The organism is Azospirillum sp. FG154 (assembly GCF_057809575.1).
Genome location: NZ_JBMDKF010000037.1, coordinates 1 through 26,316, shown reverse-complemented (window position 1 = coordinate 26,316; position 26,316 = coordinate 1). Strand labels below are relative to the sequence as shown.

24 protein-coding genes are annotated in these 26,316 nt (G+C 66.2%); 5 read left to right on the top strand and 19 right to left on the bottom strand.

Annotated features, from left to right (window positions below; translation table 11 throughout):
* Positions 1 to 46: 46 nt before the first annotated feature.
* From ACODS4_RS26275 to ACODS4_RS26250, 6 genes are all read right to left on the bottom strand, one after another.
* Positions 47 to 1,852, bottom strand: a complete 1,806-nt coding sequence (locus ACODS4_RS26275) for an acyl-CoA dehydrogenase (protein ID WP_488868623.1) — start codon at positions 1,850 to 1,852, stop codon at positions 47 to 49.
* Between the two features lie 204 nt (positions 1,853 to 2,056).
* Positions 2,057 to 2,998, bottom strand: coding sequence for an electron transfer flavoprotein subunit alpha/FixB family protein (locus ACODS4_RS26270; protein WP_488868622.1), 942 nt, complete (start codon positions 2,996 to 2,998; stop codon positions 2,057 to 2,059).
* Entirely contained in the window at positions 2,995 to 3,747 is a 753-nt protein-coding gene (locus ACODS4_RS26265) for an electron transfer flavoprotein subunit beta/FixA family protein (protein ID WP_488868621.1), read from the bottom strand. The genes ACODS4_RS26270 and ACODS4_RS26265 overlap by 4 nt, the downstream gene beginning before the upstream one ends.
* A 203-nt stretch (positions 3,748 to 3,950) precedes the next feature.
* Entirely contained in the window at positions 3,951 to 5,579 is a 1,629-nt protein-coding gene (locus ACODS4_RS26260) for an acyl-CoA synthetase (RefSeq protein ID WP_488868620.1), read from the bottom strand.
* 169 nt (positions 5,580 to 5,748) lie between these two features.
* Positions 5,749 to 6,471: a response regulator transcription factor gene (locus ACODS4_RS26255; protein WP_488868619.1), complete on the bottom strand. Its 723-nt coding sequence runs from the start codon at positions 6,469 to 6,471 to the stop codon at positions 5,749 to 5,751.
* A 37-nt stretch (positions 6,472 to 6,508) separates the two neighbouring features.
* Positions 6,509 to 9,385, bottom strand: a complete 2,877-nt coding sequence (locus ACODS4_RS26250; protein ID WP_488868618.1) for a cache domain-containing protein — start codon at positions 9,383 to 9,385, stop codon at positions 6,509 to 6,511.
* Between the two features lie 228 nt (positions 9,386 to 9,613).
* Between ACODS4_RS26250 and ACODS4_RS26245 the strand changes: the two genes are divergently transcribed.
* On the top strand, positions 9,614 to 9,925 hold the full coding sequence (locus ACODS4_RS26245; RefSeq protein ID WP_488868617.1) for a DUF485 domain-containing protein: 312 nt from the start codon (positions 9,614 to 9,616) through the stop codon (positions 9,923 to 9,925).
* Positions 9,922 to 11,616, top strand: coding sequence for a cation acetate symporter (locus ACODS4_RS26240; RefSeq protein ID WP_488868616.1), 1,695 nt, complete (start codon positions 9,922 to 9,924; stop codon positions 11,614 to 11,616). The genes ACODS4_RS26245 and ACODS4_RS26240 overlap by 4 nt, the downstream gene beginning before the upstream one ends.
* Before the next feature lie 83 nt (positions 11,617 to 11,699).
* Here ACODS4_RS26240 and ACODS4_RS26235 read toward each other — a convergent pair whose 3' ends face one another.
* Entirely contained in the window at positions 11,700 to 11,924 is a 225-nt protein-coding gene (locus ACODS4_RS26235) for a hypothetical protein (RefSeq protein ID WP_488868615.1), read from the bottom strand.
* A gap of 41 nt (positions 11,925 to 11,965) precedes the next feature.
* Positions 11,966 to 14,851 (bottom strand): PAS domain S-box protein, encoded by a 2,886-nt coding sequence (locus ACODS4_RS26230; protein WP_488868614.1) that lies wholly within the window; start codon positions 14,849 to 14,851, stop codon positions 11,966 to 11,968.
* 334 nt (positions 14,852 to 15,185) lie between these two features.
* Here ACODS4_RS26230 and ACODS4_RS26225 point away from each other — a divergent pair, with 334 nt between their 5' ends.
* The 3 genes from ACODS4_RS26225 (at position 15,186) to ACODS4_RS26215 (ending at position 16,993) form a co-directional block, all read left to right on the top strand.
* Entirely contained in the window at positions 15,186 to 15,425 is a 240-nt protein-coding gene (locus ACODS4_RS26225; RefSeq protein ID WP_488868613.1) for a hypothetical protein, read from the top strand.
* Positions 15,425 to 15,667: a hypothetical protein gene (locus ACODS4_RS26220; protein WP_488868612.1), complete on the top strand. Its 243-nt coding sequence runs from the start codon at positions 15,425 to 15,427 to the stop codon at positions 15,665 to 15,667. Before ACODS4_RS26225 ends, ACODS4_RS26220 begins: the two co-directional genes overlap by 1 nt.
* 90 nt (positions 15,668 to 15,757) lie before the next feature.
* On the top strand, positions 15,758 to 16,993 hold the full coding sequence (locus ACODS4_RS26215; RefSeq protein ID WP_488868611.1) for an argininosuccinate synthase: 1,236 nt from the start codon (positions 15,758 to 15,760) through the stop codon (positions 16,991 to 16,993).
* An 81-nt stretch (positions 16,994 to 17,074) separates the two neighbouring features.
* On the opposite strand, the gene ACODS4_RS26210 is transcribed toward ACODS4_RS26215, so the two are convergent.
* The 11 genes from ACODS4_RS26210 to ACODS4_RS26160 form a co-directional block, all read right to left on the bottom strand.
* Entirely contained in the window at positions 17,075 to 17,821 is a 747-nt protein-coding gene (locus tag ACODS4_RS26210; protein ID WP_488868610.1) for an RES family NAD+ phosphorylase, read from the bottom strand.
* Entirely contained in the window at positions 17,781 to 18,173 is a 393-nt protein-coding gene (locus tag ACODS4_RS26205) for an antitoxin Xre/MbcA/ParS toxin-binding domain-containing protein (RefSeq protein ID WP_488868609.1), read from the bottom strand. The genes ACODS4_RS26210 and ACODS4_RS26205 overlap by 41 nt, the downstream gene beginning before the upstream one ends.
* 72 nt (positions 18,174 to 18,245) lie before the next feature.
* Entirely contained in the window at positions 18,246 to 18,683 is a 438-nt protein-coding gene (locus ACODS4_RS26200) for a VOC family protein (protein ID WP_488868608.1), read from the bottom strand.
* A gap of 11 nt (positions 18,684 to 18,694) precedes the next feature.
* Positions 18,695 to 18,994 (bottom strand): HigA family addiction module antitoxin, encoded by a 300-nt coding sequence (locus tag ACODS4_RS26195; RefSeq protein WP_488868607.1) that lies wholly within the window; start codon positions 18,992 to 18,994, stop codon positions 18,695 to 18,697.
* A gap of 25 nt (positions 18,995 to 19,019) precedes the next feature.
* A complete protein-coding gene (locus ACODS4_RS26190) occupies positions 19,020 to 19,298 on the bottom strand; it encodes a type II toxin-antitoxin system RelE/ParE family toxin (RefSeq protein ID WP_488868606.1) in 279 nt (92 codons plus the stop codon).
* A 153-nt stretch (positions 19,299 to 19,451) separates the two neighbouring features.
* Positions 19,452 to 21,134, bottom strand: a complete 1,683-nt coding sequence (gene ybaL, locus ACODS4_RS26185; RefSeq protein ID WP_488868605.1) for a YbaL family putative K(+) efflux transporter — start codon at positions 21,132 to 21,134, stop codon at positions 19,452 to 19,454.
* A 169-nt stretch (positions 21,135 to 21,303) separates the two neighbouring features.
* A complete protein-coding gene (locus tag ACODS4_RS26180) occupies positions 21,304 to 22,065 on the bottom strand; it encodes an SDR family NAD(P)-dependent oxidoreductase (protein WP_488868604.1) in 762 nt (253 codons plus the stop codon).
* A 168-nt stretch (positions 22,066 to 22,233) separates the two neighbouring features.
* Positions 22,234 to 23,205, bottom strand: a complete 972-nt coding sequence (locus ACODS4_RS26175; protein ID WP_488868603.1) for a DMT family transporter — start codon at positions 23,203 to 23,205, stop codon at positions 22,234 to 22,236.
* A gap of 322 nt (positions 23,206 to 23,527) precedes the next feature.
* Positions 23,528 to 25,066 carry a 2-polyprenylphenol 6-hydroxylase gene (gene ubiB, locus ACODS4_RS26170; RefSeq protein ID WP_488868602.1) on the bottom strand — a complete coding sequence of 513 codons (1,539 nt, stop codon included), beginning with the start codon at positions 25,064 to 25,066 and terminating at the stop codon, positions 23,528 to 23,530.
* 5 nt (positions 25,067 to 25,071) lie between these two features.
* Positions 25,072 to 25,860, bottom strand: coding sequence for a class I SAM-dependent methyltransferase (locus ACODS4_RS26165; RefSeq protein ID WP_488868601.1), 789 nt, complete (start codon positions 25,858 to 25,860; stop codon positions 25,072 to 25,074).
* Positions 25,861 to 26,026: 166 nt separating this feature from the next.
* Positions 26,027 to 26,316 (bottom strand): transposase (locus ACODS4_RS26160; protein ID WP_488868600.1); only part of this gene is annotated, 290 nt, incomplete at its 5' end.

Below are 26,316 nucleotides of genomic sequence, written 5' to 3'. Positions count from 1 at the left end.
CTGAGTTTCCCTCTCCCGTTTCGGGAGAGGGAAAGACAAGCGTGGCTTACGCGGCGAACAGCTGTTCGTCGCTGAGCGCCATCACCGAACCCGACCCCGCCACCACCACCGTCCGCAGCGCGGCGACGCGGGGCAGGAAATGTTCGGCGAAGAAGCGGGCGGTCAGCGGCTTGGCCGACAGGAACGCCGTGTCGGGATCGCCCTCGGCCAGCTTCGCCACGGCGACGCGGGCCGAGCGGGCCAATTGCCAGCCGCCGACGACCAACCCCAGCAGTTCCAGCAGAGTGACCGAGGCCGCCGCCGGAACGCGGACGTCGTCGGTCCCCGCCGTCAGCAGCCACGCCACCGCTTCGCCCGCGTGAACCGTGCTGTCGAGCAGGGCGAGGCCGGTGACGCGCAGCGAGTCGTCGGCGCCGTCGGCCAGGTCACGGCCCAACGCGGCGATGTCGGCGAGCAGGGCGCGCGCCCCGGCCCCGCCGTCGCGCAGGATCTTGCGGTTGACGAGGTCGTTGGCCTGGATCGCCGTGGTGCCTTCGTAAATCGTCGTGATGCGGGCGTCGCGGTAATGTTGGGCCGCGCCGGTTTCCTCGATGAAGCCCATGCCGCCATGCACCTGCACGCCGTCCGACGCCAGAATCTGGCCGGTTTCGGTGCACCAGCCCTTGGCGATGGGGGTCAGCAGATCGACCAGCAGACCGGCGCGCTTGCGTTCGGCCTCGTCCGTGTGGTTGTGGGCGACGTCCACGGCCGCCGCCGCCGTGTAGAGGATTCCGCGCATCGCCTCGATCCGCGCCTTCATGCCCATCAGCAGGCGGCGCACGTCGGGGTGATGGACGATGGCGAAGGGGGCGTTCCCGGTCCAGCCCAGCGGCTTGCCCTGCACGCGGTCGCGGGCGTAGGACAGCGCCTGCTGATAGGCGCGCTCGGCGATGGCCAGACCCTGCATCGCCACGTTCAGCCGGGCGTGGTTCATCATGGTGAACATGTATTCCAGGCCGCGATTGGGCTGGCCGACCAGCCAGCCGACAGCCCCGCCCTCGTCGCCGAAGGACAGCACGGCGGTCGGGCTGCCATGGATGCCCAGCTTGTGCTCCAGCGACACGCAGTTGACCTGATTGCGGGCGCCGATGGAGCCGTCGGCGTTGACCAGGAATTTCGGCACGACGAACAGCGAGATGCCCTTCACCCCCGCCGGGGCGTCGGGCAGGCGGGCCAGCACCAGATGGACGATGTTCTCCGTCAAATCATGGTCGCCGTAGGTGATGAAGATCTTCTGGCCGCTGACGAGGTAATGATCGCCGTTCGGCACGGCGCGCGAGCGGGTGGCGGCGAGGTCCGATCCGGCTTGCGGTTCGGTGATGTTCATCGTGCCGGTCCATTCGCCCGAAATCATCTTGGGCAGATAGATCGCCTTCAGCGCGTCGTCGGCGTAGAGCTGCATGGCGTTGACGGCGCCTTGCGTCAACATCGGGCAGAGCGCGAAGGCCATGTTGGCCGATTGCCACATTTCCTGAACGGCGGTGTTCAGCAGGTTGGGCAGGCCCATGCCGCCCTGTGCGGGATCAAAGGGCAGGCTGTTCCAACCGCCCTCGACCAGCGTCCGCCACGCCGCGCCCCAGCCGTCGGCGGTGCGGGCGACGCCCGCCGCGTCCAACTTGGCCCCTTGGCGGTCGCCAATCTCGTTCAGCGGGGCCAACGTGTTTTCGGCGATCTTGGCGGCCTCGCCGAGAATGCTGTCCACCATGTCGGCGGAGGCGTCCTCAAAACCCGGCAGCGCCGCGACGTCGGCCATGCCGGCGAGATGGTCGAGAACGAAACGGATCTCTTTGAGTGGCGGAACATAGGCGGTCATGGCGCGCACCTCGCGGCAAATCGGGTGGAGAACGCCCTCTCCCGTTTCGGGAGAGGGAAGGGACCCATGCGCCGCATGGGAAGGGTGAGGGGGCGGCAAGGATCCTTTGACTGGATTCTTGGCGAACCCCTCACCCTCCCCGCGTCGCGGGTCCCCTCCCTCTCCCGCGAGACGGGAGAGGGAAACAACGCAGGCAAGACCGCGTTACAGCGCGGCGGACAGTTCGGGCAGTGCCCTGAACAGGTCGGCGACCAGACCGTAATCGGCGACCTGGAAGATCGGCGCCTCTTCGTCCTTGTTGATGGCGACGATGATCTTGCTGTCCTTCATGCCCGCCAGATGCTGGATCGCGCCGGAAATGCCGACGGCGATGTAGAGATCCGGGGCGACGATCTTGCCGGTTTGGCCGACCTGATAGTCGTTCGGCACGAACCCGGCGTCCACGGCGGCGCGGGACGCGCCGACGGCGGCGCCCAGCGTGTCGGCGATGGCCTCCAGCAGGTGGAAGTTTTCGCCCGACTGCATGCCGCGTCCGCCCGACACGACGATGCGGGCGGCGGTCAGTTCGGGCCGTTCCGATTTCGACAGCTCCGCCGAGACGAAGCGCGACAGGGCCGGATCGGCGACGGCGGCGACCGCCTCGACCGGCGCGGCGGCGGACCCGTCGCCCCCCCGATCACCGGCGGCGTCGAAGGCGGTGGAACGCGCCGTCACCACCTTGACCGAATCCGCCGATTCGACGGTGGCCAGCGCGTTTCCGGCGTAGATCGGGCGGACGAAGCGGTGGGGGGAGACGACGCCGGTGATCTCCGACAGCATCGCCACGTCCAGCAGCGCGGCGACGCGCGGCAGGGCGTTTTTCGCCGTCGAGGTCGCCGGGGCCAGAATGTGGCTGTAGCCGCCCGCGAGGCTGACGATCAGGGCGCTCAGCGGCTCGGCCAGCGGGTGGGCGTAGAGGGCGGAGTCGGCGACCAGCACCTTGGCGACGCCGTCGATCTTCGACGCGGCGTCCGCCACGGCGGCGACGCCCGATCCGACGACCAGGACATGGAGGTCGCCGCCGATGGCCTTGGCGGCGGTGACGGCGTTGCGGGTCGCGGCCTTGAGCTGACCCTGTTCATGTTCGGCGAGGAGGAGGACGCTCATGGGATGACCTTCGCTTCGTTCTTCAGCTTGGCGACCAGGGTGGCGACGTCGGGGACCTTGACGCCCGCGCTGCGGGTCGGCGGCTCCTCGACCTTCAAAACCGTCAGGCGCGGGGTCAGATCGACGCCGAGCGCGTCGGGGGCGACGATCTCCAGCGGCTTCTTCTTCGCCTTCATGATGTTGGGCAGGGTGGCGTAACGCGGCTCGTTCAGGCGCAGGTCGGCGGTGACGACGGCGGGCAGGGGCAGGGCGATGGTTTCCATGCCGCCGTCCACCTCGCGGGTCACGGTCAATGCGCCGTTGGCGGCGGCGATTTTGGAGGCGAAGGCGCCCTGGCCCCAACCCAGCAGCGCGGCCAGCATCTGGCCGGTCTGGTTGCAGTCATCGTCGATCGCCTGTTTGCCGACGATGACCAGACCGGGGGCTTCCTTGGCGACGATGGCCTTCAGCGCCTTGGCGACGCCCAGCGGCTGGGTTTCCAGATCGGTCTGCACCAGAATGGCGCGGTCGGCCCCCATGGCCAGCGCCGTGCGCAGGGTTTCCTGCGCGGCGGTCGGGCCGACGGCGACGACGACGATCTCGGTCGCCGCGCCGGATTCCTTGAGGCGGACGGCCTCCTCGACGGCGATTTCGTCGAACGGGTTCATCGAGAATTTGACGTTGGCCGTCTCGACGCCGGTTTGATCGGTCTTCACCCGGATTTTGACGTTGTAGTCCACGACGCGCTTCACGGCGCAGAGGATTTTCATGGCGGGGACCCTCGGGGGAGTGGTGGTGTTTTTTGTGGCGTGGGAGCGCTGGGCGAAGTTCGCCCCCTCCCCATCCCTCCCCCGCTTCGCGGGAGAGGGGGCCGGACCTTTGTCAGCGTTCAGCGGCAGTCCCCTCTCCCGCGCAGCGGGGGAGGGTTAGGGAGGGGGAAACGGCGGCCCGCAAAGAGGGGTCGAACGCGCCCTTACAGTTCTTCGGTCTGCTTGCGCAGGACGAACTTCTGGATTTTGCCGGTCGAGGTCTTGGGCAGCGGGCCGAAGACCACGGTGCGCGGGGCCTTGAAATGGGCCATGTGGGCGCGGCAGAAGGCGATGATGTCGGCCTCGGTCGCGCTGGCGCCGTCCTTCAGGCTGACGAAGGCGCAGGGCGTCTCGCCCCATTTCTCGTCATGGCGGGCGACGACGGCGGCCTCCATCACGTCGGGGTGCTTGTAGAGCACGTCCTCCACCTCGATGGACGAGATGTTCTCGCCGCCGGAGATGATGATGTCCTTCGAGCGGTCCTTGATCTCGACATAGCCGTCGGCGTGCCAGACCGCCAGATCGCCGGTGTGGAACCAGCCGCCCGCGAAGGCTTCGTCGGTCGCCTTGGGGTTCTTCAGATAGCCCTTCATGACGTTGTTGCCGCGCATCATGATCTCGCCCATCGTCCGCCCATCCTTGGGCATCGGGGCCAGCGTGTGCGGGTCGGCGATCATGATTTCTTCCAGCATCGGGCCGCGCACGCCCTGGCGGGCCTTGATCGCCGCCTTGTCGTCGATGGACAGGTCGTTCCAGCGGTCATGCCAGACGCAGACCACGGTCGGGCCGTAGCATTCGGTCAGGCCATAGACGTGGGTGACGTCCCAGCCCATGCGCTCCATCCCCGCGATCACGGCGGCGGGCGGGGCGGCGCCCGCGACCATCACCTTGACTTTGTGGCTGATGCCCTCCTTCAGCGCGGCGGGCGCGTTGTTCAGCATGTTCAGCACGATGGGGGCGCCGCAGAAATTCGTCACCTTCTCGTCGCGGATCAGGGTCAGCACGGCCTCGGGGCGGACTTGACGCAAGCAGACGCTGGTTCCGGCGGTTACGGCGATGGTCCAGGGGAAGCACCAGCCGTTGCAGTGGAACATCGGCAGCGTCCACAGATAGACCGGCGCGTCGCCCATGTTCCAGGACAGCGCGTTCGACACCGCGTTCAGATAGGCCCCGCGATGGTGATAGACGACGCCCTTCGGGTTGCCGGTGGTGCCGGAGGTGTAGTTCAGCGCGATGGCCTGCCATTCGTCGGTCGGCAGGATCCAGGGATGTTCGGTCTCGACGTCGGCGAGGAACGCCTCATAATCGCGGTCGCCGATCAACTCGCCGCCGACATAGCTCGGGTCGTCGATGTCGATCACCGGGATCGGCGCGTCGAGCAGGGCCAGCGCCTTTTTCGCCACGCCGGAGAATTCGCGGTCAACGATGAGAAGCTTGGCTTCGGCATGCTTCAGGATGAAGGCGATGGCCTCGGCGTCGAGCCGGGTGTTGATGGCGTTCAGCACGCCGCCGGTCAGCGGCACGCCGAAATGCGCCTCGAACAATTCGGGCGTGTTGGCGGCCAGCATGGCGACGGTGTCGCCCTTGCCGACGCCGACGTTGGCCAGCGCGGCGGCCAGACGGCGCACGCGCGAAAAGGTTTCCGCCCAATTGCGGCGGATGGCGCCATGAATGACGGCGGTGCGTTCGGGCCAGACCGACGCGGCGCGTTCCAGATAGGTCAGCGGCGTCAGCGCCACGAAATTCGCGGCGTTGCGGTCGAGGTCGCGTTCGTAAGCGTTGGCTTCACTCATCGGACCATTCTCCCCAGGGGTGATTCTTGTTGGCTTTGTTCGGCTTCGGCTGTCGCCCAAAACGCCAGCGGGCCGGGCGTCGCGGCTCTGGAGCGTTCCTGTAGCAGCTCAGCTTTGCGAAACTTTCTCCAGATTATGACCAATTGTTATCGAGAGCCGCGCGGAGACGTCACCGCAGCCAGACGACGTCCCCGGCGAACAGATAGCCCGCGCCATAGACGGTTTTGATGAGGCGGGGGGAACGCGGATCCTCTTCGATCTTTTTGCGGATGCGCGACACGCGAACGTCGATGCTGCGGTCGTAGGGGAAATCGTCGCGGTCCAGATCGGGGCCTTGCAGATGCTCGCGCGACAGAACCCGCTTGGGCGCCTTCAGCAGGGTCAGCAGCAGGGCCGCTTCGGCGGCGGTCAGGCTGTCCTGGCGCCCGTCGTCGGCGGTCAGCGTCAAATCGCCCAGATCGAACACCCAGCCGCCAAAGCGCGCCCGCCCGGTTTCCGCCGTGGCCGCCGCCGCCGTCAATTGCTCGCGCCGCCGGATGGCGCTGTTGACGCGGGCGACCAGCTCGCGCGGCTCAAACGGTTTGACGACGTAATCGTCGGCCCCCAGCTCCAGCCCCAACACCCGGTCGGACGTGCCGCCGCGCCCCGACAGGATGATGACGCCAAAGCGGACATCCTCCCACAGCTCACGCACCAGGGTCAGGCCGTCCATGTCGGGCAGGCCGAGATCGACGATGCACAGGTCGGGGGCCTGCCGCTGGATCGCCTGCCGCGCCTCCCGCCCGCTGCCCCAGGCCGACACCGCGTAGCCGTAGCTTTCCAGCACCCCGGTGACGAGATTGCGGATGTCGGCCTCGTCCTCGACCACATAAATCCGTTTCTTTTGCGTCACGCGCGCTTCCCCCTTCCCATTGTCCGGCCCGGTTCGTTCAGGCCGACGCGGGTTCGCTGGCGTGGCCGATGGCCGCCACCAGGTCCCGCTTGTCCCACGGTTTGCGCAGTATGACCGCGTCGGGGGGCGGCTCGCCAGACTCCACTGAAAAGCCGCTGACCAGAACCACCCGCAACGCCGGGCGCAGCCGCCGCGCCCGCCGGGCCAGTTCGATTCCCGACAGACCGGGCATGACGATGTCCGACACCAGCAGCGACAGGCCGTCGATCTGTTCGATCAACTCCGCCGCCTCGTCGCCGCTCGACGCCTCGACGACGGAAAAGCCCAGCTCGACCAGTTGCTGGCGCATCACCTGCCGCACGTCGTCGTTGTCCTCCGCCATCAGGGCCAGCTTGCCGCGCCAACCGCTGTCCAGCGCGTCGGGCTGGGGCGGCGGGGCGGGGAGGTCGGGCAGGCGGGCGACCGGCTCGGCGCGCGGCAACAGCAGGGTGACGGTTGTCCCCCGGTCGGCGGCGCCCTGGCCGGGCTGGCTGTCGATCTGGAGATAGCCGCGCGATTGCTTGACGAAGCCATAGACCATCGACAGCCCAAGGCCCGAGCCTTGCGTTTTGGTGGTGAAGAAGGGTTCGACGGCGCGGGCCAGCGCCTCCGCCGTGAAGCCGACGCCGCTGTCGCGGACGCGGATCTCCAGATAATCGTCGGGCCGCACCGGCTCGTCGAAGACCAGCCCGTCGGTCACGCCGCGCCGGGCGATGGCGATGTCCAGCCGCCCGCCGTCGGGCATGGCGTCGCGCGCGTTGATCGCCAGATTGACCAGGGCGTTTTCCAATTGGGTCTGGTCGGCGATGGTCCAGAAATCCGGGCCGTCCCCCGGCACCTGGATGTCGATGCTGCTGGGGAAGGAGCGGCGCAGAAGAACCGCCATGTCGCGCAGCAGGCCGCACAATTCGATGGGTTCCGGTTTCAACGGCTGTTGGCGGGAAAAGGCCAGCAGACGCCCGGTGATGTCGGCCCCGCGCCGTCCGGCGCGTTGGGCCGGCTCCAGATAGGCGTCCAGCCCCTCCACCCCGGCGTAACGCTCGCGCGCCGCCGACAGGTTGCCGATGATGATCGACAGCAGATTGTTGAAGTCGTGCGCCAACCCGCCGGACAATTGGCCGACCGCCTTCAAACGCTGCGCCTCGATCAACTGGCGCTCGGTCTGTTTTTCGTCGGTGACGTCCAGGGTCAGGACGAACAGGCCGGAGACCGCGCCGTCGGCCCCATGATGGGGAATCAGCGTCGTCTTGGTGATGAGCGTTTTTCCACCGCGCGGCAGGCTGTACTCGAACGTCACCAGCTCCCCCGCCCGGCAGCGGTCGAGATGGGGGGCCAGCGCCTCATGCGCGCGGCGCCCGACGATGGACGCCAACCCTTGGCCGATGACCTCGGCCTTGGTCCGCCCGACCAGCTCGGCCCAGCGCCGGTTGGCGAAGGTCAAACGCTCGTCGCGGTCCAGACCGGCGATGCTGGCGGGGATGGCGTCGAGGATGACGCGTTGGCGTCCCTCCGATTCGGCCAGCGCCCGGCGGGCGGTGTCCTGGCTCGCCATCGCCGCGCGCAGGCGGGTGTTGGCGTCCTCCAGGGCGGCGGTGCGGTCGCGCACCCGGCTGTCCAGCGTGGCGATGTTGTCGCGCACCCGCCCGACCATGCCGTCGAAGGCGGTGGCGAGCAGGCCGATTTCGTCGTCGCGGCGGATGCCGCTTTCGGCGTTCAGGTCGCCCGCCCGCACCTGCGCGGCGGCGTCGGCCAACCGCCGCAGCGGGGCGACCAGCCGCCGCACCGCGACATAGCCCAGCAGGCCGCCGGTCAGCATCAGCGCCACGGCGATGGCGAGAATCCGGTTGCCCAGCACCACCGACGACCGCCGCAACTCCTCCACATAGACCGAGGAGGCGATGTACCAGTCGAAGCCCTGGAAATGCCGGACCCAACTGATCTTTTCATAGGCGTAGTTGCCCGGATCGTCGGGCTTGTCCCACAGATAGGTCAGCGGTTCGCCTTTGGCGGCGGCGATTTTCAGCTCTTCGGCGATGGGCTTGCCGGTGACGGGGTTCACCAACGTGCCGAAGGCGGTGTTTTCGATGTTGGCGTTGGGATGGATAATCATCCGGTTCGCCGAGTCGAAGATGTAGAGATAGCCGGTGCGGGCGATGCGCAGGTTGCGCAGGGCCTGGCGCAGATCCTCGATGGCTTCGGCCTTGCGCCGCTCGACCTCGGCGTCCACGTCGGCCAGATAGGCCCCGGTGCCGACGACGACGCCGCGCCGGGGCAGGTCGCGGAAATAGCTGAGCTTGGGCGCGCGTTCGTCGCCGTTGGGCCGCCACCAGGGATAGGTCAGGAAGCCTTCGCCCTCCCGCCTCGCCGTGGCGATGATGGTGGGCAGGATGTAACGGCCCGTGTTGTCGCGCAGGTCGGACTTGTCATGGCCCTGATAGTCGGGCGACGGGTGGGACAGGATGATCGAATTGTAATCGGTCGCCCAGATGTAGCCGTCGCTGCCGTAACGCAGGGCTTGAAGCCCTTCGGCGACCTGTCGATTGGCCTCCTCCCGCGTGATGTCGCCCCGGTCGGCGCGGGCGTGGACATGGTCGATGTAACCGGCGGCGGCGGACACCATGTCGCGCAGGCGGGTCTTGTAGGACTCCACCGTGATCGTCCGCTGCTCCTCCAGCCCGCCCCGGATTTTGCTGACCAGCTCGAACACGTTGTCGAGGATGGTGCGGCTGGCGTCGCGCTCGATCTCGTAAGCCGTCTCTTCGATCAGCGGGACGGCCAGCAGATAGACCGCCGACGAAAACAGCCCCAGCGTCAGCAGGATGGCCGAAAACAGCCGAAGAAACAGACGCGAGCGGAACAAACGCGAGCGGACCATGGGGCGACGTGACCGGCGGCGGAAGGGGCGGGGCGGAAAACGCCGCCATAGTTCCAGCTTCCCGCCGGTCGCTCAATCGCAAACGATGCGAAAATTGCTGAATCGCCCCCGCAACAATTCGTCATATTTCCGGGAAATTTGGGCAAAACTGTTGGCGTAGGCGATGGCGCAGGATCCCCGATTGAGGGGCCAAGCAACGAGAAAAGACGGCCATCGTCTGGAGGAAGCATGTCAAACCCCGTCTACGCGCGGGTTCGCCAGAACCCAAAATTCCATGAGTTGGTGAAGAAGCGGAGCCGTCTGGCGCTGGGCCTGTCGGCCATCGTGCTGGCGTCCTATTACGCCTTCATGATGGTCGTCGCCTTCGCGCCGCAGGTTCTGCGCGCGCCTTTGTCGGAGGAATCGGCGTTGAGCGTCGGTTTCCCCATCGGGGCGGCGATCATCGTCGTGTCCTGGCTGCTGACCGGCGTTTATTCGCATTTCGCCAACGGCGAGTTCGAGACGCTGAACGACGCGATCACCCGGGAGACTCTGCAATGAGCCGCGCGCTTGGAAAAACGGCGGGGCTTGGCCTCGGCCTTGGCGTGGCCCTGACTCTGGCGCTGAGCGTTCCGGCGCTGGCGGCGGGCGGTGATCTGGGCGCGGTGGAGAAACAGCCGGTCAACGTCTCGGCCATCGCCATGTTTCTGGCCTTCGTCGTCATGACGCTGGGCATCACCTATTGGGCGGCGAGCCGGACCAAATCCACCGCCGATTTCTACACGGCGGGCGGCGGCATCTCCGGATTCCAGAACGGGTTGGCCATCGCGGGCGACTACATGTCGGCGGCGACGCTGCTGGGGCTGTCCAGCCTGGTCTTCGCCAAGGGCTATGACGGCTTCGTCTACACCATCAGCTTCTTCGTCGGCTGGCCGATCATCCTGTTCCTGCTGGCCGAACGGCTGCGCAACCTTGGCCATTTCACCTTCGCCGACATCGCGTCCTACCGGCTGGACCAGAACAAGATCCGCACCTTCGCGGCCATCGGCTCGCTGACCGTGGTGTGCTTCTACCTGATCGTCCAGATGGTCGGGGCGGGGCAGCTCATCAAGCTGCTGTTCGGGTTGGATTACAACGTGGCGGTCGTGGTCGTCGGCGTGCTGATGGTGGTCTACGTCACCTTCGGCGGCATGATCGCCACCACCTGGGTGCAGATCATCAAGGCGGTGCTGCTGCTGGGCGGCGGGATCGTGCTGACCTTCCTGGCCCTGTCGCGCTTCGGCTTCAGCCTGGAGGCCATCGCCAAGAGCGCCATCGCCTCGCACAAGGACGGGGTCAAGATCATGGGGCCGGGCACGCTGCTGGCCGATCCGGTCTCGGCGGTGTCGCTGTCGTTGGGTCTGCTGTTCGGCACGGCGGCCCTGCCGCACATCATGATGCGCTTCTTCACCGTTCCCAACGCCAAGGAAGCGCGCAAGAGCGTGTTCGTGGCCTCCGGCTTCATCGGTTTCTTCTTCCTGCTGGTCTGCATCCTGGGCATGGCGGCGATCACCATCGTCGGCACCGATCCGCAATTCTTTGAAGGCGGCAAGGTCGGCGGCAAGCTGATCGGCGGCGGCAACATGCCGGTGATGCATCTGGCCAAGGCGCTGGGCGGCGATCTGTTCCTGGGCTTCCTGTCGGCGGTCGCCTTCGCCACCATCCTGGCGGTGGTGTCGGGTCTGGCCTTGGCGGGGGCCTCGGCCATCGCGCACGACCTCTACGCCCGCGTCATCCGCAAGGGAACGGCGACGGAGCGCGAGGAGATGCGCGTGTCCAAGATGGCCTCGCTGGTGCTGGGCGTGCTGGCCGTCGTGCTGGGCATCGCGTTCGAGAAGCAGAACGTCGCCTTTCTGGTCGGTTTGACCTTCGGCATCGCGGCGTCGGTCAATTTCCCGGTGCTGATCCTGTCGATGTACTGGAAGGGGCTGACGACGCGCGGGGCGCTGGCTGGCGGTCTGGCCGGTCTGGCGTCTGCGGTGACGATGGTCATCCTGTCGAACGCCGTTTGGGTGGTGGTGCTGAACAACCCGGCGCCGATCTTCCCTTACGAGCATCCGGCCCTGTTCTCGATGACCTTGGCCTTCCTGGTCACGATCATCGTGTCCAAGCTGGACGGCAGCGCCTCGGCGGCGGCGGAGCGGGTGGCGTTCGACGACCAGTTCGTCCGCTCGCAAACCGGCATCGGCGCGGCGGCGGCGTCGAACCACTGACCGCCGGGTTTCCGCCCGACTGTTGGGGCGTTTGAGGAAAAGTCCTCTCCCGCGACGGCGGGGGAGGGCTTTTCGTATGCGCGTCAGGCCCCCGCCGACACCGTGTTGTCCTTGCGGCGGGACAGTTGAACCTGACCGTCCAGGCATTTGACGTAGCCGGTCTTGCCCAGCTTCAACCCGTCGAGGATCGTCACCAGCGCGCGCGGGATCGCCGCGAACTCCTTCGATCCGCGCGACTGGCTGTTGTAGTTGGCGATGTGGGCGCGCAAGTCCGCCTTGGACACCGGCTTGCCGTCGTTTCCGATCATGATGTGGCGCTTTCTGGTTTGTGAGGTGGCGGAAGGCTGGGTTACGCCGATGGGCTTGTTGCTTCCGCAATCGCGCCCGCCGCCGTTCGTTCGACCCGCGCGGCGGGAAACAGAATGCGCACCGTGGTGCCCCGCCCCAGCGCGCTGTCGATGGTCAGACTGCCGCCGTGCAATTCGATCAGGTTGCGGCTGATGGACAGACCAAGGCCGCTGCCGCCGAAGCGGCGGGCGATGGAGCTGTCGGCCTGTTGGAAGGGTTCGGCGATGGTGAGCAGCGCGTCCGGGGCGATGCCGATGCCGGTGTCGCGCACGGTGATGACCAGATCGCCGCCATCGGGCCGACCCTCCTCGGGCAAAACGGCGTCGGGCAAAACGGCGACCTCGACCTCAACCCGCCCGCCGGATGGCGTGAACTTCACCGCGTTGGCCAGCACGTTCAGCAGAACCTGCCGCACCGCGCGCTCATCGGCGAACAGTTTTGGCAACGTGGAGGGGGCGTTCACGCTCAACCGCAAATTCCCACGTTCGGCAGGAAGAACGGCGAGCGCGCGGCAGGACTCCAGCGCATCGGCGATGTCGATCCATTCCTCGTCCAAGGTGAAACGTCCAGCCTCCAGCTTTGACATGTCCAGAACGTCGTTGATGAGGTCCAGCAGATGGCGCCCGCTGTTTTGCACATGGCGGGCGTAGTCGCGGTAACGCGGACTGCCCAGCGGCCCGAACAGCTCATGCAGCATGATGTCGGAAAAGCCGATGATGGCGTTCAGGGGCGTGCGCAACTCGTGGCTCATGGTCGCCAGAAAGGCGCTTTTGGCGCGGTTCGCGGCTTCGGCCTGCTCCTTGGCGGCGGCCAAGCGGTCTTCAGCTTCGACGCGGTCGGTGATGTCGCGCACCAGCATCAGCATGCTGGGGCGCGCGCCGAAATCATCGGCCAGCATCTGGGTGCGCGCCTCGAACCAGCGCAAGCCCGATTGCACGGTCAGTTGGTATTCCATGCGCTGCGGTTGGCTGGTCGCCAGGGTCTGGCGCAAGCTTTCCATCAACTGCCGTCCCCGCCAGTCCGGCAGCACCTCTTCCGCCCGGCGACCGATCATCCGTTCCGGCGGCAAAATCAGCAGATCGTTGCTGTTGGCGAAAATTTCACGGTAGCGGCCTTCGTCATCCAGGATGAAGACCAAATCAGGCAAGGCGTGAACCAGGGCGGTCAAACGCGCGGTGCTGGCGCGCAGGGCCTCTTCGGCCAGACGGCGTTCGGTCACGTCGCGGGTGACGCCCAGATACAGGCCGTTGTCCAGCCGCACCGCGTTGACCTCGGCGCGCAGGATGGCGCCGTTCTTGTGCCGCAGGGCCATTTCGCCGCGAAACAAGCCGCGCTGTTTGACGGTGCGGAAGCCTTCGACGCTGCTTGGCCCCATCGGATGGTCGCGGGCGATGAGGTCCAGCACCCGCATCGCCAGGATCTCGTCGCGGCTGTAGCCCAAGGTCTGGCAACCCGCCGGGTTGACGTCCACATAGCGGCCGGCCTCGTCGCTGATGAAGAATCCCTCCATCGCCGCGTCCAGGTAGGAGCGCAGCCGGGCCTCGCTCTCCCGCAGGCTGTTTTCAAAGCGTTTGCGTTCGGTGATGTCGCGGGCTTCCGCCACCAGCAGCGCGACGCGCCCGGCCTCATCGAAGATCGGCTTGATCGAGACGTCCATGATGCGGATGTCGTCGACGGTGTGAATGTCCGTTTCATAGCGGACGAACTGTCCAGCGGCGGCGGTCTCAATGGAGTGGCGAAATTGAGCGGCGATTTCAGGTGTGCGCGCCCAACCCCGGACGTCCCAGGCTGGGCGCCCGATCACCGCTTCGGGCGGCAGATTGGCCAGCGCGCAAGCGGGCTGGTTCATCGCCACGACCAACCCGTCGGGCGACAGCAGGCCCATGATCTGAAAGCTGCTGTTGAACAGGGCCTGGGATTGTCGTTCGCTGGCGTCCAGGGCCTTGGTGGTTTCCTCCAACTGGCCGAGATGGCGGAGAAGCTGGGCGGCCAGCGCGATCAGCAACGCCGACATCGCGGTGGTTTCCAACGCGCGCCGCCACAGATCGGCGCGCCAACTGGCCAGATAATCGTCCGAACTCAGGCGAACCAGAACATGCAGCGGCAACCCATCGACCGAGCGCACGACGCCGATCCGGTCCTCGCCGTCATAGGGCGAGACGCCGCTCAACATGTGGGTTTTCTCTCCGTCATCGACGCGGGGCAGAAAACGCGCGTTGGCGTAGGGGTTCTCCTCGATCAGCGCAATGGCGCGCGAGTTGGCGAGCACCGCGCCGTCGCTGCGCCACAAGGTGACGAAGCCGCGCGGCCCGATGTCGAGCGTGGCGTAGAAGCGGGCGAATCGGCGCAGATCGATGATGGCGGCGGCAACCCCGGCGAATTGGCCGTCGGCTCCCGTTAGGCGGCGGCTGACCGCGATCCGCCAGCCGGTGTTTTCGCCATCGCGGAAGGGGGTGGACAGATGAAAGCTTCTGGGTTTGGCGTCGCGCAGCGCCTCGAACAGATCCAATCCCTTGACCGAGGCGAGAGACGGAGGACCGGCGCTGTAGTGAATCGCTCCGTCACGGTTGGTTATCAGCAGGTTGCGGACGGCGGGAATCGATTCAAGGCGTTGTTGTCCGTTCATCGGCGGCGTCTCGCCCGTTGGAGGCGGAGATGGCCGAGGCGCGTCGGCGCCGTCGATCAAGGCGAGAAGCGACTGGTCGGCGGAACGGATGGTGTTCAGCGCGTCGGCTTCCAGGGTGATGGCCAGATTGTGGGCCTGGCGCAGCGTGTCCTCTTCAACCCTGTGGCGTTCGCGTCGCAGATCCGCAAACGCCACCAAGGCGAAGCCGACGATCACCGCCGCCAACAGGCCGATTCGCCACACGACGACGCGCTTGGACATCGTGGATGGTTTCAAACCGGGGAACCGCCAGCCGAAGGAGCGCGGCCCATGGGGCGATCCGATCCCATGTTTGGGAGTGTCGGGCACAGAAAAATCCGCTCCGTTGGTTCCGTCGTCGTCCTACGGGGCAAGCCCACTCGGGATGTCGCGTGGTCTTGAGTGTAACACGCCCATTCAACGGGTTCATCCGTTCCCCATTCCATTGGAGAAGACCCCAATGTCGAGGCCCGATGGCTCTCGGATCGGATGGGTTGGACGTTTTCCTCGACAAACCGGGCGGCCCGCGCTTCTCTGAGGGCCGCATGATCGGTCGTCGCCCCGCCGGAGAGGTTTTGTGTTGGAGTTCCTTCAGGACATCGTCAACAGCCCGCTGTTCGGGTTGCTGCTGTTCGATCTGGCCATCGTCTGGCCGCTGTGGCGCATTCTGCGCCGGGCCGGTCTGTCGTCTTGGTGGGCGTTGCTGGCGCTAGTCCCCTTCGGGCTGGTGCCGGTCATCGGCGTTCTGGCGCACAGCCGCTGGCCGGTTCTGCCGGTGCGGGAAAAGCGCGCGACCAAAGCCCGCAGGAGCCTGTGATGGCCTTCATCAACGATCTGGAACCCTGGCAGTTCTATCTCATCATCTCGCTGGTCATGACCTACAGCATGGTCGCGGGCGGCTGGGTGGTGGCCAAGGCCGGGCGCAGCCCGCTGTGGGTGCTGTTCCTGCTGGTTCCCTACGTCAACGTGCTGGCGATCTGGCTGTTCGCCTACATCCACTGGCCCTTCGTGGATCGGGTGGAGGCCTCGCCACCGGCGGACGACGACGCGGACGCTTGAAAGCGGGGGCTGAACGGGGGTTGAAGGCGGGGGGGAAAGGCCTTACGGTCGCGCCCTATATCCCTTTTCCCACACCGCAAGAGCAGTCCCATGAGCGGCGCGTCCAAGAAGCAGGTCAAGAAAGTTGTGCTCGCCTATTCGGGCGGCCTCGACACCTCCGTCATCCTGAAATGGCTTCAGGAAACCTATTCCTGCGAGGTGGTGACGTTCACCGCCGACCTCGGCCAGGGCGAGGAGCTGGAGCCGGCCCGCAAGAAGGCGGAGCTGCTGGGCATCAAGCCGGAAAACATCTTCATCGACGATCTGCGCGAAGAGTTCGTGCGCGACTTCGTCTTCCCGATGTTCCGCGCCAACACGCTGTATGAGGGCACCTATCTGCTCGGCACCTCGATCGCCCGGCCGCTGATCGCCAAGCGCCAGATCGAGATCGCCAACCTCGTCGGCGCCGACGCCGTGTCGCACGGCGCCACCGGCAAGGGCAACGACCAGGTGCGGTTCGAGCTGGGTTACTACGCCCTGCGCCCTGACATCACCATCATCGCCCCGTGGCGCGAATGGGATCTGAACAGCCGCACCACGCTGCTGGACTACGCCGAAAAGAACCAGATTCCGATCGCCAAGGACAAGCGCGGCGAAGCCCCCTATTCGACCGACGCCAACCTCCTGCACATCTCCTACGAAGGCAAGGCGCTGGAAGACCCGTGGGTCGAGCCGGACGAGGACATGTTCACCCGCTCGGTCGCCCCGGAAAAGGCCCCCGACGCCCCGACCTACATCGAGGTGGACTTCAAGAACGGCGACGCGGTCGCCATCAACGGCGTCGGCATGACCCCGGCGCAAATCCTGACCGAACTGAACCGTTTGGGCGGCGAGAACGGCATCGGTCGTCTCGATCTGGTCGAAAACCGTTACGTCGGCATGAAGTCGCGCGGCGTGTACGAGACGCCGGGCGGCTCCATCCTGCTGGTCGCCCACCGCGCCATGGAAAGCATCACCCTGGATCGCGGCGCCGGCCACCTGAAGGACGAGCTGATGCCGCGCTACGCCGAGCTGATCTATTGCGGCTATTGGTGGTCGCCGGAGCGTCTGGCGTTGCAGGCCCTGATCGACCAGACCCAGGACGTCGTGAACGGCACGGTGCGTCTGAAGCTGTTCAAGGGCACGGTCTCGGTGGTCGGCCGCAAGTCGCCGAACTCGCTCTACCGCATGGACTATGTGACCTTCGAGCAGGACAGCGTCTACAACCAGAAGGACGCCGAAGGCTTCATCAAGCTGAACGCGCTCCGCCTGCGTCTGGGCGCGATGGCCAAGCAGAAGCTGGGGTAAGCAGAGAAGCGCGTTGGCGGGAGGGCGCGGCCCTCCCGCGACCCTCCCGCCAAGGGCCGAAAGGCCCTTGGAACCCGGTTGTCAAGACAGGCGGGGGTCGTTGAAGGCGGCCTTGGAGAATTCCAGGCTTTGGCGCGGGAACTCGCAGAGAGCCTGCACGCTGTCGCGGCGCACGAACAGCCGCCAGCTTTGCAAGGCGGTCGGCGCCGGATTGGCGAAGGCCGCGCAATCAAGAAGCGCCAGATTGGCCCCCCTCTGCGGATCGCGGATGGAGGCGTAGCGGATCGCCTGGACGCCCGCCGCGCGCGCCGCGTCGGCGAAATCCTGACAGGGGCCATAATCGGTTGGATGAGTCCACAGCGCAGCCTGCTGGTCAAAAGGCGGGTGGGTCAGATCCAACCCCTGTTCGGCGCTGTATTGAACGCTGAAGGCCGTGTAATCGCCGGGGTTGGCGGGCAACGGCGTGCCGGGGGATTCCGCGAAGAACAACAGCCGGTAAAAGGCCAGTTCCGCCACCGCCGTTGAAACCGCTTCCGCCGCATAAAACACCCCCGCCGTCCGACCCGCCCGGCGAAAGCGCGAGCCATGCGGGTATTCGGCGTCGTAGCGGAAGGGCGTGGACAGCAGGAAATGAAGATGTTGGCAGGGGGCTGGAACCGGCGGCTTGGTTCCGTCGATCAGGCGTTCCAAAATCGCCTGCTCGTCCAGACTGTCCACCAGCTTCAAGGTGGAGCAGCGGTGCTGCGCCTCCACCAGCCGCCAGCCGCTTCCGTCCAGCGGCGTGACGTCAGACGACAGCGCGGCGGCTGTCCAGATAGGCGATGACATTCACAAGCCCGCTGATGGTCTGGATCTGGTCAAGCGGCTTTCCCCCCAACGCCGTGTTGGTGTTTTTCAGCCACGCGCCGGACACCGTTTCGTCGCCCCCGGTGATCGAATCCAGCGAGCGGTAGAGACGAATCAGCAGGACGGCAAGCTCGAATTCCTTGCTTGCCGCCGCGATCTGATAGCCCTGCCGCCTCATCCGGGAGATGGTGGGTTCGGACAACCCCAAAATCCGCGCCAGCACGCTGTTTTGGATGCCGAGCTGTTCAGCGGCGCGGATCACCGCCTTCGTCACCACCTGCGCGGCGGCTGTGTCGCTCGCTTGCGGGGAGCGCGTCTGGGCGTGCGCCGTCATCGCCGGTCTCCATCGTTCCTTGGAAAGAAAGTGTGTGGTTTCTTTCCAAGGAACGCAAGCGGCATCTCTCTATTATTCGGACGTCAAACTCAAATTCCCCGCTTCGTCCAACGGGAAGAAGGGGTTCCAGGCGACTTCCCACAGATGGCCGTCGGGATCGGCGAAATAGCCGGAATAGCCGCCCCAAAAGACCTCCTGCGCCGGTTTCAGGATGCGCGCGCCCGCCCGTTCGGCCTCGGCCATCAGGGCGTCCACCTCTTCCTTGGAGCGCAGATTGTGCGCCAGCGTGATGCCGCCGAAGCGCGCCGGGTCGCCCGCGTCGGTCAGATGGGCGTCGTCGGCCAGCGCCGCGCGGCCATACAGGCTCAGAGCCATGCCGCCCAACTGGTAGAAGGCGACGTTCTCGTTGCCCGCCGGGGAGGGCGTCCAGCCCAACCCCTGCTCGTAAAAGCGCCGGGCGCGCGGCAGATCGGCGACGCCCAGGGTGACAAGGCTGATGCGTGGCTGCATTTTGGTCTCCATCACGCGGCGCGCAGAGGACGGACGCGCTGAGCGATGATCGGCCCGGATTCGCGGGTTGCGACGCGCAGATCGTGATGGGTTTGCAGGTTCAGCCAGAATTGCGGCTCTATGTCAAAATAAGCGCCAAGCCGCAAGGCGGTGTCCGCCGTGATCGACCGGCGTCCGGCGATGATTTCGCTGACCCGGTTGGCGGGGACGTCGATGTCGCGCGCCAAGCGGTTGGCGCTGATTCCGTGCGGTTCCATGAACTCCTCCTTCAGGATTTCGCCCGGAGTGATGGGGGGCAGAAGGTCGGACATTCGGAAGGTTCCTTATAAGTCGGTGTCAGTGGTAGTCGCAGATCTCGACGTCGTGGGGGTGTCCATCGATCCATCGAAAGCAGACTCGCCACTGATCGTTGATGCGGATGCTGTGTTGGCCCGCGCGGTTTCCCTGCAACGCTTCCAAGCGGTTTCCAGGGGGAATGCGGAGCGCTGAAAGGTTTGACGCGGCGTTCAGCATGGCGAGTTTCCGCCGGGCGCTCTGTTCGCAGGATTGAAACCGGGCAACTCGGACGTCGTTAAAAAGCTGTTTGGTGTCTTGATCGGAAAATGAATGAATCATGGGGGGAGTTTCCAAAAGGAATCGGCGTTGGGTTGAAAGTTTATGGGGTGGGGCTTAAATCGCCCCAACAATCAATAATACGCATATCATAATATGAACGTAGTTGTATGTCAAGCGTACAATTTCAAAATTTTCTCATATTCAAACAGAAGATCAACCGCCCGTTCCCTCGCTCACCAACCGCAACAGGGCGTGCGCGACCACCTGTTCGCTCATCACCGTTTCGCTCGCGCCGCAGGCCCGCAGATGGGCGGCTCCGGCGTCGGAATGGGCGCGGGCCAGAATCTCCAGGGCCGGGTTGGTCTTGCGCGCCTGCTCGACCACCTGTCCGGCCTCGAACGCGTCGGGGATGACGACGACCAGCCGCCGCGCCGCCGCGAGGTTGGCGGCTTGCAGCACGGTCGGATCGGCGGCGTTGCCGAACAGCACCTCCGCCCCGTCGGCGCGGGCGGCCTGGGACGGGTCGGCCCGGTCCTCGATGACGACGAAGGGCGTGCCGCTGTCCTTCAGACCGGCCCCGATCACCGAGCCGACCCGGCCGTAGCCGACCAGGATGGTGTGCCCCTCCAGGCCGGTCGGCTCCAGGGTGGGCGCGTCGTCGGTTGTCGCGGCTGCGGGCGTCGCCGCCTCTTCCACCGGCACGAATCGGAACAGCAGGGCGAACAGAATCGGGTTGAGCAGGATCGACAGAATGGCCCCGGCCAGGATCAAATCCTGCCCGATCGGCGGCAGAATCCCCAAACCAACGCCCAAACCGGCGAGAATGAAGGAAAACTCGCCGATCTGCGCCAGACTGGCGGAAATGGTCAGGGCCGTGCCGGTGGAGCGGCCAAAGGCCCGCACGATCAGGAAGGCCGCCAGCGACTTCCCTGCCAGAATGATGAGCAGGGTCGCCGCCAACTCCAACGGCGCGCGGACCAGGATGGACGGGTCGAACAGCATGCCGACCGACACGAAGAACAGCACGGCGAAGGCGTCGCGCAGCGGCAGGGTTTCTTCCGCCGCGCGCTGGCTGAGCGCCGATTCGCTGAGGATCATCCCGGCGAAAAACGCGCCGAGCGCAAAGGACACGCCGAACAACTCGGCGGCGCCGAAGGCCACCCCCAACGCGATGGCCAGCACGGCCAGCCGGAACAGCTCCCGCGATCCGCTGTGCGCCACCCAATGCAGAATCCAGGGAATCACCCGCCGCCCGGCGATCAGCATCACGGCGACAAAGGCCGCGACCTTGCCCAGCGTCACCAGCAACACCCCGCTCAGACCAAGCCCGAAGGGGCCGCCCGCGACCCCAGTCGCGCCGCCCGCGTCGCCTTTCATCGCCCCGGCCACCGCCGGAATCACCACCAGGGCCAGCACCATGGCGAGATCCTCGACGATCAACCAGCCGACGGCGATCCGTCCGCGATCCGTCTCCACCAACCGCCGTTCCTGCAAGGCGCGCAGCAGAACCACGGTGCTGGCGACCGACAGGGCCAGCCCGAAGACCACGCCCGCCATCAGCGACCAGCCCATCAGCCAGCCCAGCCCAACGCCCAGCAGCGTCGCCACGGTGATCTGAACCACGGCCCCCGGCACGGCGATGGTCTTCACCGACAGCAGATCTTTCAGCGAGAAATGCAAACCGACGCCAAACATCAGCAGGATGACGCCGATTTCGGCCAATTCGTTGGCCAGCCCTTGATCGGCGACAAAGCCCGGCGTGAACGGCCCGACCACCACCCCAGCCAGCAGATAGCCGACCAGCGGCGACACCCGCAGCCGGTGCGCCAGCGCGGCAAAGACGAAGGCAAGGCCGATGCCGGCGACGAGAATGGCGATCAAGGGGCCGGAATGCATGGATCTCCCGCGCAAGGTTGGGGGCGAAAGGAAGGGGCGAGGGTGTAGAGATTGGGACGGCGGGGGGTGAGTTCAACCAAATCAGCCGTCAGCGTGGGAATCAGACCCCAGAAACGCGAAACGGCCCCGGTGAGGGGGCCGTTTCCAGAGAGGCTGTTGCGCGCGGCCCTTATTGCGGGGCCATGCGGATCGCGCCGTCCAGGCGGATGACGTCGCCGTTCAGCATTTCATTCTCCAGAATATGCTGGACGAGGCGGGCGTATTCGTCGGGGCGACCGAAACGCTTGGGGAAGGGAACGGTGGCGGCGAGACTGTCCTGCACCTCTTGCGGCATGCCCAGCAGCATCGGCGTGCCGATCAGGCCGGGGGCGATGGTCATCACGCGCACGGCGCTGCGCGCCAGATCGCGGGCGGCGCAGATGGTCAGGGCGACGATGCCGCCCTTCGACGCGGCGTAGGCGGCTTGCCCGATCTGCCCTTCATAGGCGGCGACCGAGGCGGTGTTGATGATGACGCCGCGTTCCCCCGATTCCAGAAGATCCAGCTTGGCCATGTCGGCGGCGGCCAGACGCAGGATGTTGAAGCTGCCGATCAGATTGACCTCGATCACCTTGCGGAAGGAGTCGAGCGGCATGGCGCCGTCGCGCCCGACGATGCGCTGGGCGGGCGCGATTCCCGCGCAGTTGATGGCGATGCGGGCCGGGCCGTGGGCGGCGCGGGCCGCCTCGAACGCGCGTTCCGCCGACTCGCTGTCGGTGACGTCGCAGACCAGACCCAGCCCGCCGATCTCCCGCGCGGTCTGCTCCACGGCGTCCTTGTTGACGTCCAGCACCGTGACCTTGGCGCCCTGTGTGGCGAGATGGCGGGCGGTCGCCGCCCCCATGCCCGAACCACCCCCGGTGACGATGGCGGACAGACCGGCGATGTTCATGCTGTTTCCTCCTGACGCGATTGGGCCGTGAGACCGGCCACGGGATGAGCGCCGTTATAGCAGATGCGCGCGCGCCACCACACTCTACCGTATGGTTAACGGTGCGCGTCGCGGAACATTGGCGCTATGCGCGATTGGAAAGGGTTCCGCCGGGAGGGCTGCGGCGTGTCAGGCCGCCCGTTGACGCGGCTGTGGATCGTTTCCGGCCTGAAGGCTGCGGGATTGGGCGACGTCGCGGTGCATGGTGTAGAGCGCCGATCCGGCGATCACCGCCGCGCCGATCCACCCCCACAAATCCATCATGTCGCCAAAGGCGATCCAGGCGATCGCCGCGCTGAAGGGCAGGCGAGCGTAATCATAGGGCATCATCGCCGAGGCCGGAGCCAGCGACAGCGCGCGGGTCATCGCCAATTGGGCCAGGGTCAACACGCCGCCCAGCAGCAGCAACCATCCCATCTCGGTCCAGGTCGGCCAGACCCAAACAAAGAGGGACGGCGCCAGCACAGCCGGAAGCGCCGCCATTGGCGCGGAAAACAGGCTGATGTAGGCGACGACGACCGGAATGCCGTCGGTTTGGGTCAACCGCCGGGTCAGCAGCAGGGCGGCGGCGGCGGCGGCGCAATGCAGCATCAAAATGGCGAAAGCGCCGTTGATTTGCCCGCCATCCGGGCGCAGCACGATCAGCACCCCGGCCAAACCGACGAACACAGCCCCCCAGCGTCGGATCTGGACGCGTTCATGCAGGAACAGGGCTGCGCCGAGCGTGGCGAACAGCGGCGTGGTGAAGCTGATCGCGGTGGCGGTGGGCAACGGGATGTGGGCGAGGCTGTAGTACCACGCCATCATCGCGGTGACGCTGATCGCCGCCCGCGACCAGAACAGGCCCAACCGCCCGCCCGCGATCACGGCGCGGCAGGGCGCCGCGCCGCTGGTCAACATCCAGGGCAGCATGAAGACGACGGACAGCAGATTGCGGATGAAGACGATTTCCAGCGACGGCAGGCTCATCGCCACATGGCGGACGGTGGCGTTTCCAGCGGCGAACAGCAGGGCCGCCGTCAGCATCCAGGCCACCGGCTCCACCATGCGAGGCGACGCGGGAGCTTGCTTCACCGGCAGGGGGGAATGAGTGGTTGGCATGACGGCACGCCCCCGGTGTTGTCGGGTGAGACCATCGCCTGCACGGACAATGGCGTCAATGAACCATCATCATTCTCGCGCACTCCAGTTTTCGCAAGTCTAGAACAATCCTTTTGATTGCTTTATCCCAATGATCGCGTCGTAAAAAGCTGCGATCTCGAAGCAATCTCTCCGCTGCATACGTGAGTATATCATCGTTGAGCGGTCGTCGGGATTGTCGTTTTTCTTTCCGGCGCGCCGTGTCCATTCAGGCGCTTTTCGGCGGCGCGCAAAAAATCCGCCGCGCCTGGAAAAACGCGGCGGATCATGCGTTTGATGGTTTTCAGATAATCTTCAGAACGATCACCGCCAGCAACCCGGCGATCACCCACAAGGCGAGGCGGTCGCTGCGGCGGCGGCGGTCCCAACCTTGCAGCATCTGGCGCACCGTCTGCGGGTGCAGGCGCAGGCCGCCGGTCGCCATGTCGGCGGTCACGCGTTCGGCCTCGCGGACCAGGGCGGGCAGGCGGCGGATGGTGGACAGCGCGGCGCCGACATCCTCGACGATCTGCGCCTCCGGCCCGCGATTCTCGCGCATCCATTGCTCGATCAGCGGGCGGGCCAATTCCCACATGTTGATGGTGGGGTTCAGCAGGCGTCCGACGCCCTCGGCGGTCAGCATGCTTTTTTGCAGCAGCAGCAGTTGCGGCTGGGTTTCCATCTCGAATTGTTCGGTCACGGCGAAGAGCTGGGCCAGCAGCCGCCCGACCGAAATGTCGCTCAACGGCTTGTTCTGCAACGGCTCGCCGATGGCGCGGCAGGCTTGCGTGAAGATCTCGATGGATTGGTGGCGGGGGACATAGCCCGCCTCGAAATGCACGATGGCGACGCGGCGGTAATCGCCGGTCAGGAAGCCGATCAGCATGTCGGCCAGATAATAGCGCGTGGCTTGATCCAGCCGCCCCATGATGCCGAAATCCACGGCGGTGATGGTGCCCTGTTCGTTGATGAACAGGTTGCCGGGGTGGAGGTCGGCGTGGAAAAACCCGTCGCGGAACACCTGGTTGAAGAAACTGGCCGAGGCCATGGCGAGGATTTCGTCACGGTTGAAGCCCGCCGCCTCAATCCGCGCCGCCTCGTCCACCTTGAAGCCGCGAATCCGCTCCAGCGTCAGCACGCGCCCGCCGGTGCGGTCCCAGTCGATGGCCGGAACGCTGAAGGTCGGATCGTCCTTGAAGTTGCCGCCCAGCTCCGACGCGGCGGCGGCCTCCATCCGCAGGTCCATTTCCAGGCGGGAGGTGCGGGCGAAGGTGTCCACCACCTCGCGCAGGCGCAGCCGCTTCAGCTTGGGCAGCACCGCTTCGGCCAGCGCGGCCAACCAATAGAACAGGTCGATGTCGCGCTCGAACGCCGCCTCGATGCCGGGGCGCAGCACCTTGACGGCGACCTCCTGCCCGGTGGCGGTGACGGCGAAATGCACCTGCGCGATGGACGCGGCGGCGACCGGTTTGTCGTCAAAGCTCTCGAACAGCGCCGACAGCGGTTGCCCGAACTCCGTTTCGATGATGGCGCGGGCGTCGCGACCGGGGAAGGGCGGCAGCTTGTCCTGCAACTCGGCCAGATCGACCGCCATCCGCTCGCCCACCAGATCGGAGCGGGTGGACAGCAATTGCCCCAGCTTGATGTAGGTCGGCCCCAGTTCGGCCAGGGCGCGGGCCAGACGTTGGCCGTCGCGCCCCGGCACGCCGCGCCGGGCGATCAGCCGCCACAGCCAGGACAGGCCGGGGGCGGTGGCCAGCAGGCTGGCGGGCAGGGCGTCGTAACGGGCCGCCGTGCGGCCGATCACCGCCAGACGCAGCAGGTTGCGCAGAATTCGGAACACGTCGGTCAGATCCGCCAGCCGGAATGGATGGCGGCGATCCCGCCCGTCAGATTGCGCACGCGCACGGACGCGAAGCCCGCCGCCGCGATGCGCCGCGCCAGATCCTCTTGCGCCGGAAAGCGCCGGATGCTTTCGGCGAGGTAGCGGTAGCTGTCCTCGTCCTTGGCGACGATCCGCCCGATCTTCGGCAGCACCTGGAAGGAATAGAGGTCGTACAGCTCGCGCAGCACCGGCAGCACGACGTGGCTGAATTCCAGGCAATAGAATTTGCCGCCGGGTCTCAGCACGCGCCGCGCCTCGGCGATGGCGGCGTCGATCCGGGTGACGTTGCGCAGGCCGAAGGCGATGGTGTAGGCGTCGACCGACCGCGACGCGATGGGCAGCTTTTCCGCGTCGCCCACCGTCCAATGCACGCCCGACAGAATGTTGCGGTCGATCGCGCGGTCGCGCCCGACGCGGACCATCGCCTCGGTGATGTCGCAGACGACGGCGGCCCCGCCGCCCCGGTTGAGAAAGCGGAACGCGATGTCCCCGGTGCCGCCCGCCACGTCCAGCAGGGTCATCCCCGGCTTGGGCGCGACCATCTCCATCAGCGTGTCCTTCCACAGCCGATGGACGCCGCCCGACATCAGATCATTCATCAGATCATAGTTGGTCGCCACGCTGCCGAAGACGGCGCGGACCAGTCCCGACTTGGCGTCGGGATCCACGGGCTTGAAACCAAACCACTCGCCTTCGGAACCGGAGACGGGGCCAGGAACGGATGCGGTCGGATGGGGGGGCGTGTCGCTCATGCGTGGGACCATAGCGCGGCGCGCGGAACGACGCCAGCGGGCGGATTGCGCGGCGGGTGCGGCGGTTCAACGCCAACGGCGTTTGCCGGTCCCGCAAGCTGGAACACTGAACGTGGCCCTGGACCGCCCCCCAGATATGAGACGTGGATAAAATGTTCCGGCATGGTCATGCCACCAGGGCCGGGCGGCCGCCCGGCCCTGGTGGCGGCGATTTTTCCTCGAACTCGACCGGCGGGCTGTAAGCGAGGGCCGAGTGGAGACGCTGGCGATTGTACGCCTCGTCGATGAAACGGTCGATGCAGGCGCGCGCCTGGGCGATGTCGGCGTAGCTGCGGCCATCGACCTCTTCGGTCTTGAGCGTCTTCATGAAGCTTTCCGCCATGGCGTTGTCGTAAGGGCAGCCGACGCGGCTCATGCTTGGCTGGACGCCGTGGGCCTTCAGACGCTCGACGTAGG

Excerpts from the sequence above, each read along its gene's own strand:
- ACODS4_RS26275 (WP_488868623.1), bottom strand. The coding sequence starts at position 1,852 with ATGACCGCCTATGTTCCGCCACTCAAAGAGATCCGTTTCGTTCTCGAC.
- ACODS4_RS26270 (WP_488868622.1), bottom strand. The coding sequence starts at position 2,998 with ATGAGCGTCCTCCTCCTCGCCGAACATGAACAGGGTCAGCTCAAGGCC.
- ACODS4_RS26265 (WP_488868621.1), bottom strand. The coding sequence starts at position 3,747 with ATGAAAATCCTCTGCGCCGTGAAGCGCGTCGTGGACTACAACGTCAAA.
- ACODS4_RS26260 (WP_488868620.1), bottom strand. The coding sequence starts at position 5,579 with ATGAGTGAAGCCAACGCTTACGAACGCGACCTCGACCGCAACGCCGCG.
- ACODS4_RS26250 (WP_488868618.1), bottom strand. The coding sequence starts at position 9,385 with ATGGTCCGCTCGCGTTTGTTCCGCTCGCGTCTGTTTCTTCGGCTGTTT.
- ACODS4_RS26245 (WP_488868617.1), top strand. The coding sequence starts at position 9,614 with ATGTCAAACCCCGTCTACGCGCGGGTTCGCCAGAACCCAAAATTCCAT.
- ACODS4_RS26240 (WP_488868616.1), top strand. The coding sequence starts at position 9,922 with ATGAGCCGCGCGCTTGGAAAAACGGCGGGGCTTGGCCTCGGCCTTGGC.
- ACODS4_RS26235 (WP_488868615.1), bottom strand. The coding sequence starts at position 11,924 with ATGATCGGAAACGACGGCAAGCCGGTGTCCAAGGCGGACTTGCGCGCC.
- ACODS4_RS26230 (WP_488868614.1), bottom strand. The coding sequence starts at position 14,851 with ATGTCCAAGCGCGTCGTCGTGTGGCGAATCGGCCTGTTGGCGGCGGTG.
- ACODS4_RS26220 (WP_488868612.1), top strand. The coding sequence starts at position 15,425 with ATGGCCTTCATCAACGATCTGGAACCCTGGCAGTTCTATCTCATCATC.
- ACODS4_RS26215 (WP_488868611.1), top strand. The coding sequence starts at position 15,758 with ATGAGCGGCGCGTCCAAGAAGCAGGTCAAGAAAGTTGTGCTCGCCTAT.
- ACODS4_RS26210 (WP_488868610.1), bottom strand. The coding sequence starts at position 17,821 with ATGTCATCGCCTATCTGGACAGCCGCCGCGCTGTCGTCTGACGTCACG.
- ACODS4_RS26205 (WP_488868609.1), bottom strand. The coding sequence starts at position 18,173 with ATGACGGCGCACGCCCAGACGCGCTCCCCGCAAGCGAGCGACACAGCC.
- ACODS4_RS26200 (WP_488868608.1), bottom strand. The coding sequence starts at position 18,683 with ATGCAGCCACGCATCAGCCTTGTCACCCTGGGCGTCGCCGATCTGCCG.
- ACODS4_RS26195 (WP_488868607.1), bottom strand. The coding sequence starts at position 18,994 with ATGTCCGACCTTCTGCCCCCCATCACTCCGGGCGAAATCCTGAAGGAG.
- ACODS4_RS26190 (WP_488868606.1), bottom strand. The coding sequence starts at position 19,298 with ATGATTCATTCATTTTCCGATCAAGACACCAAACAGCTTTTTAACGAC.
- ybaL (WP_488868605.1), bottom strand. The coding sequence starts at position 21,134 with ATGCATTCCGGCCCCTTGATCGCCATTCTCGTCGCCGGCATCGGCCTT.
- ACODS4_RS26180 (WP_488868604.1), bottom strand. The coding sequence starts at position 22,065 with ATGAACATCGCCGGTCTGTCCGCCATCGTCACCGGGGGTGGTTCGGGC.
- ACODS4_RS26175 (WP_488868603.1), bottom strand. The coding sequence starts at position 23,205 with ATGCCAACCACTCATTCCCCCCTGCCGGTGAAGCAAGCTCCCGCGTCG.
- ACODS4_RS26165 (WP_488868601.1), bottom strand. The coding sequence starts at position 25,860 with ATGAGCGACACGCCCCCCCATCCGACCGCATCCGTTCCTGGCCCCGTC.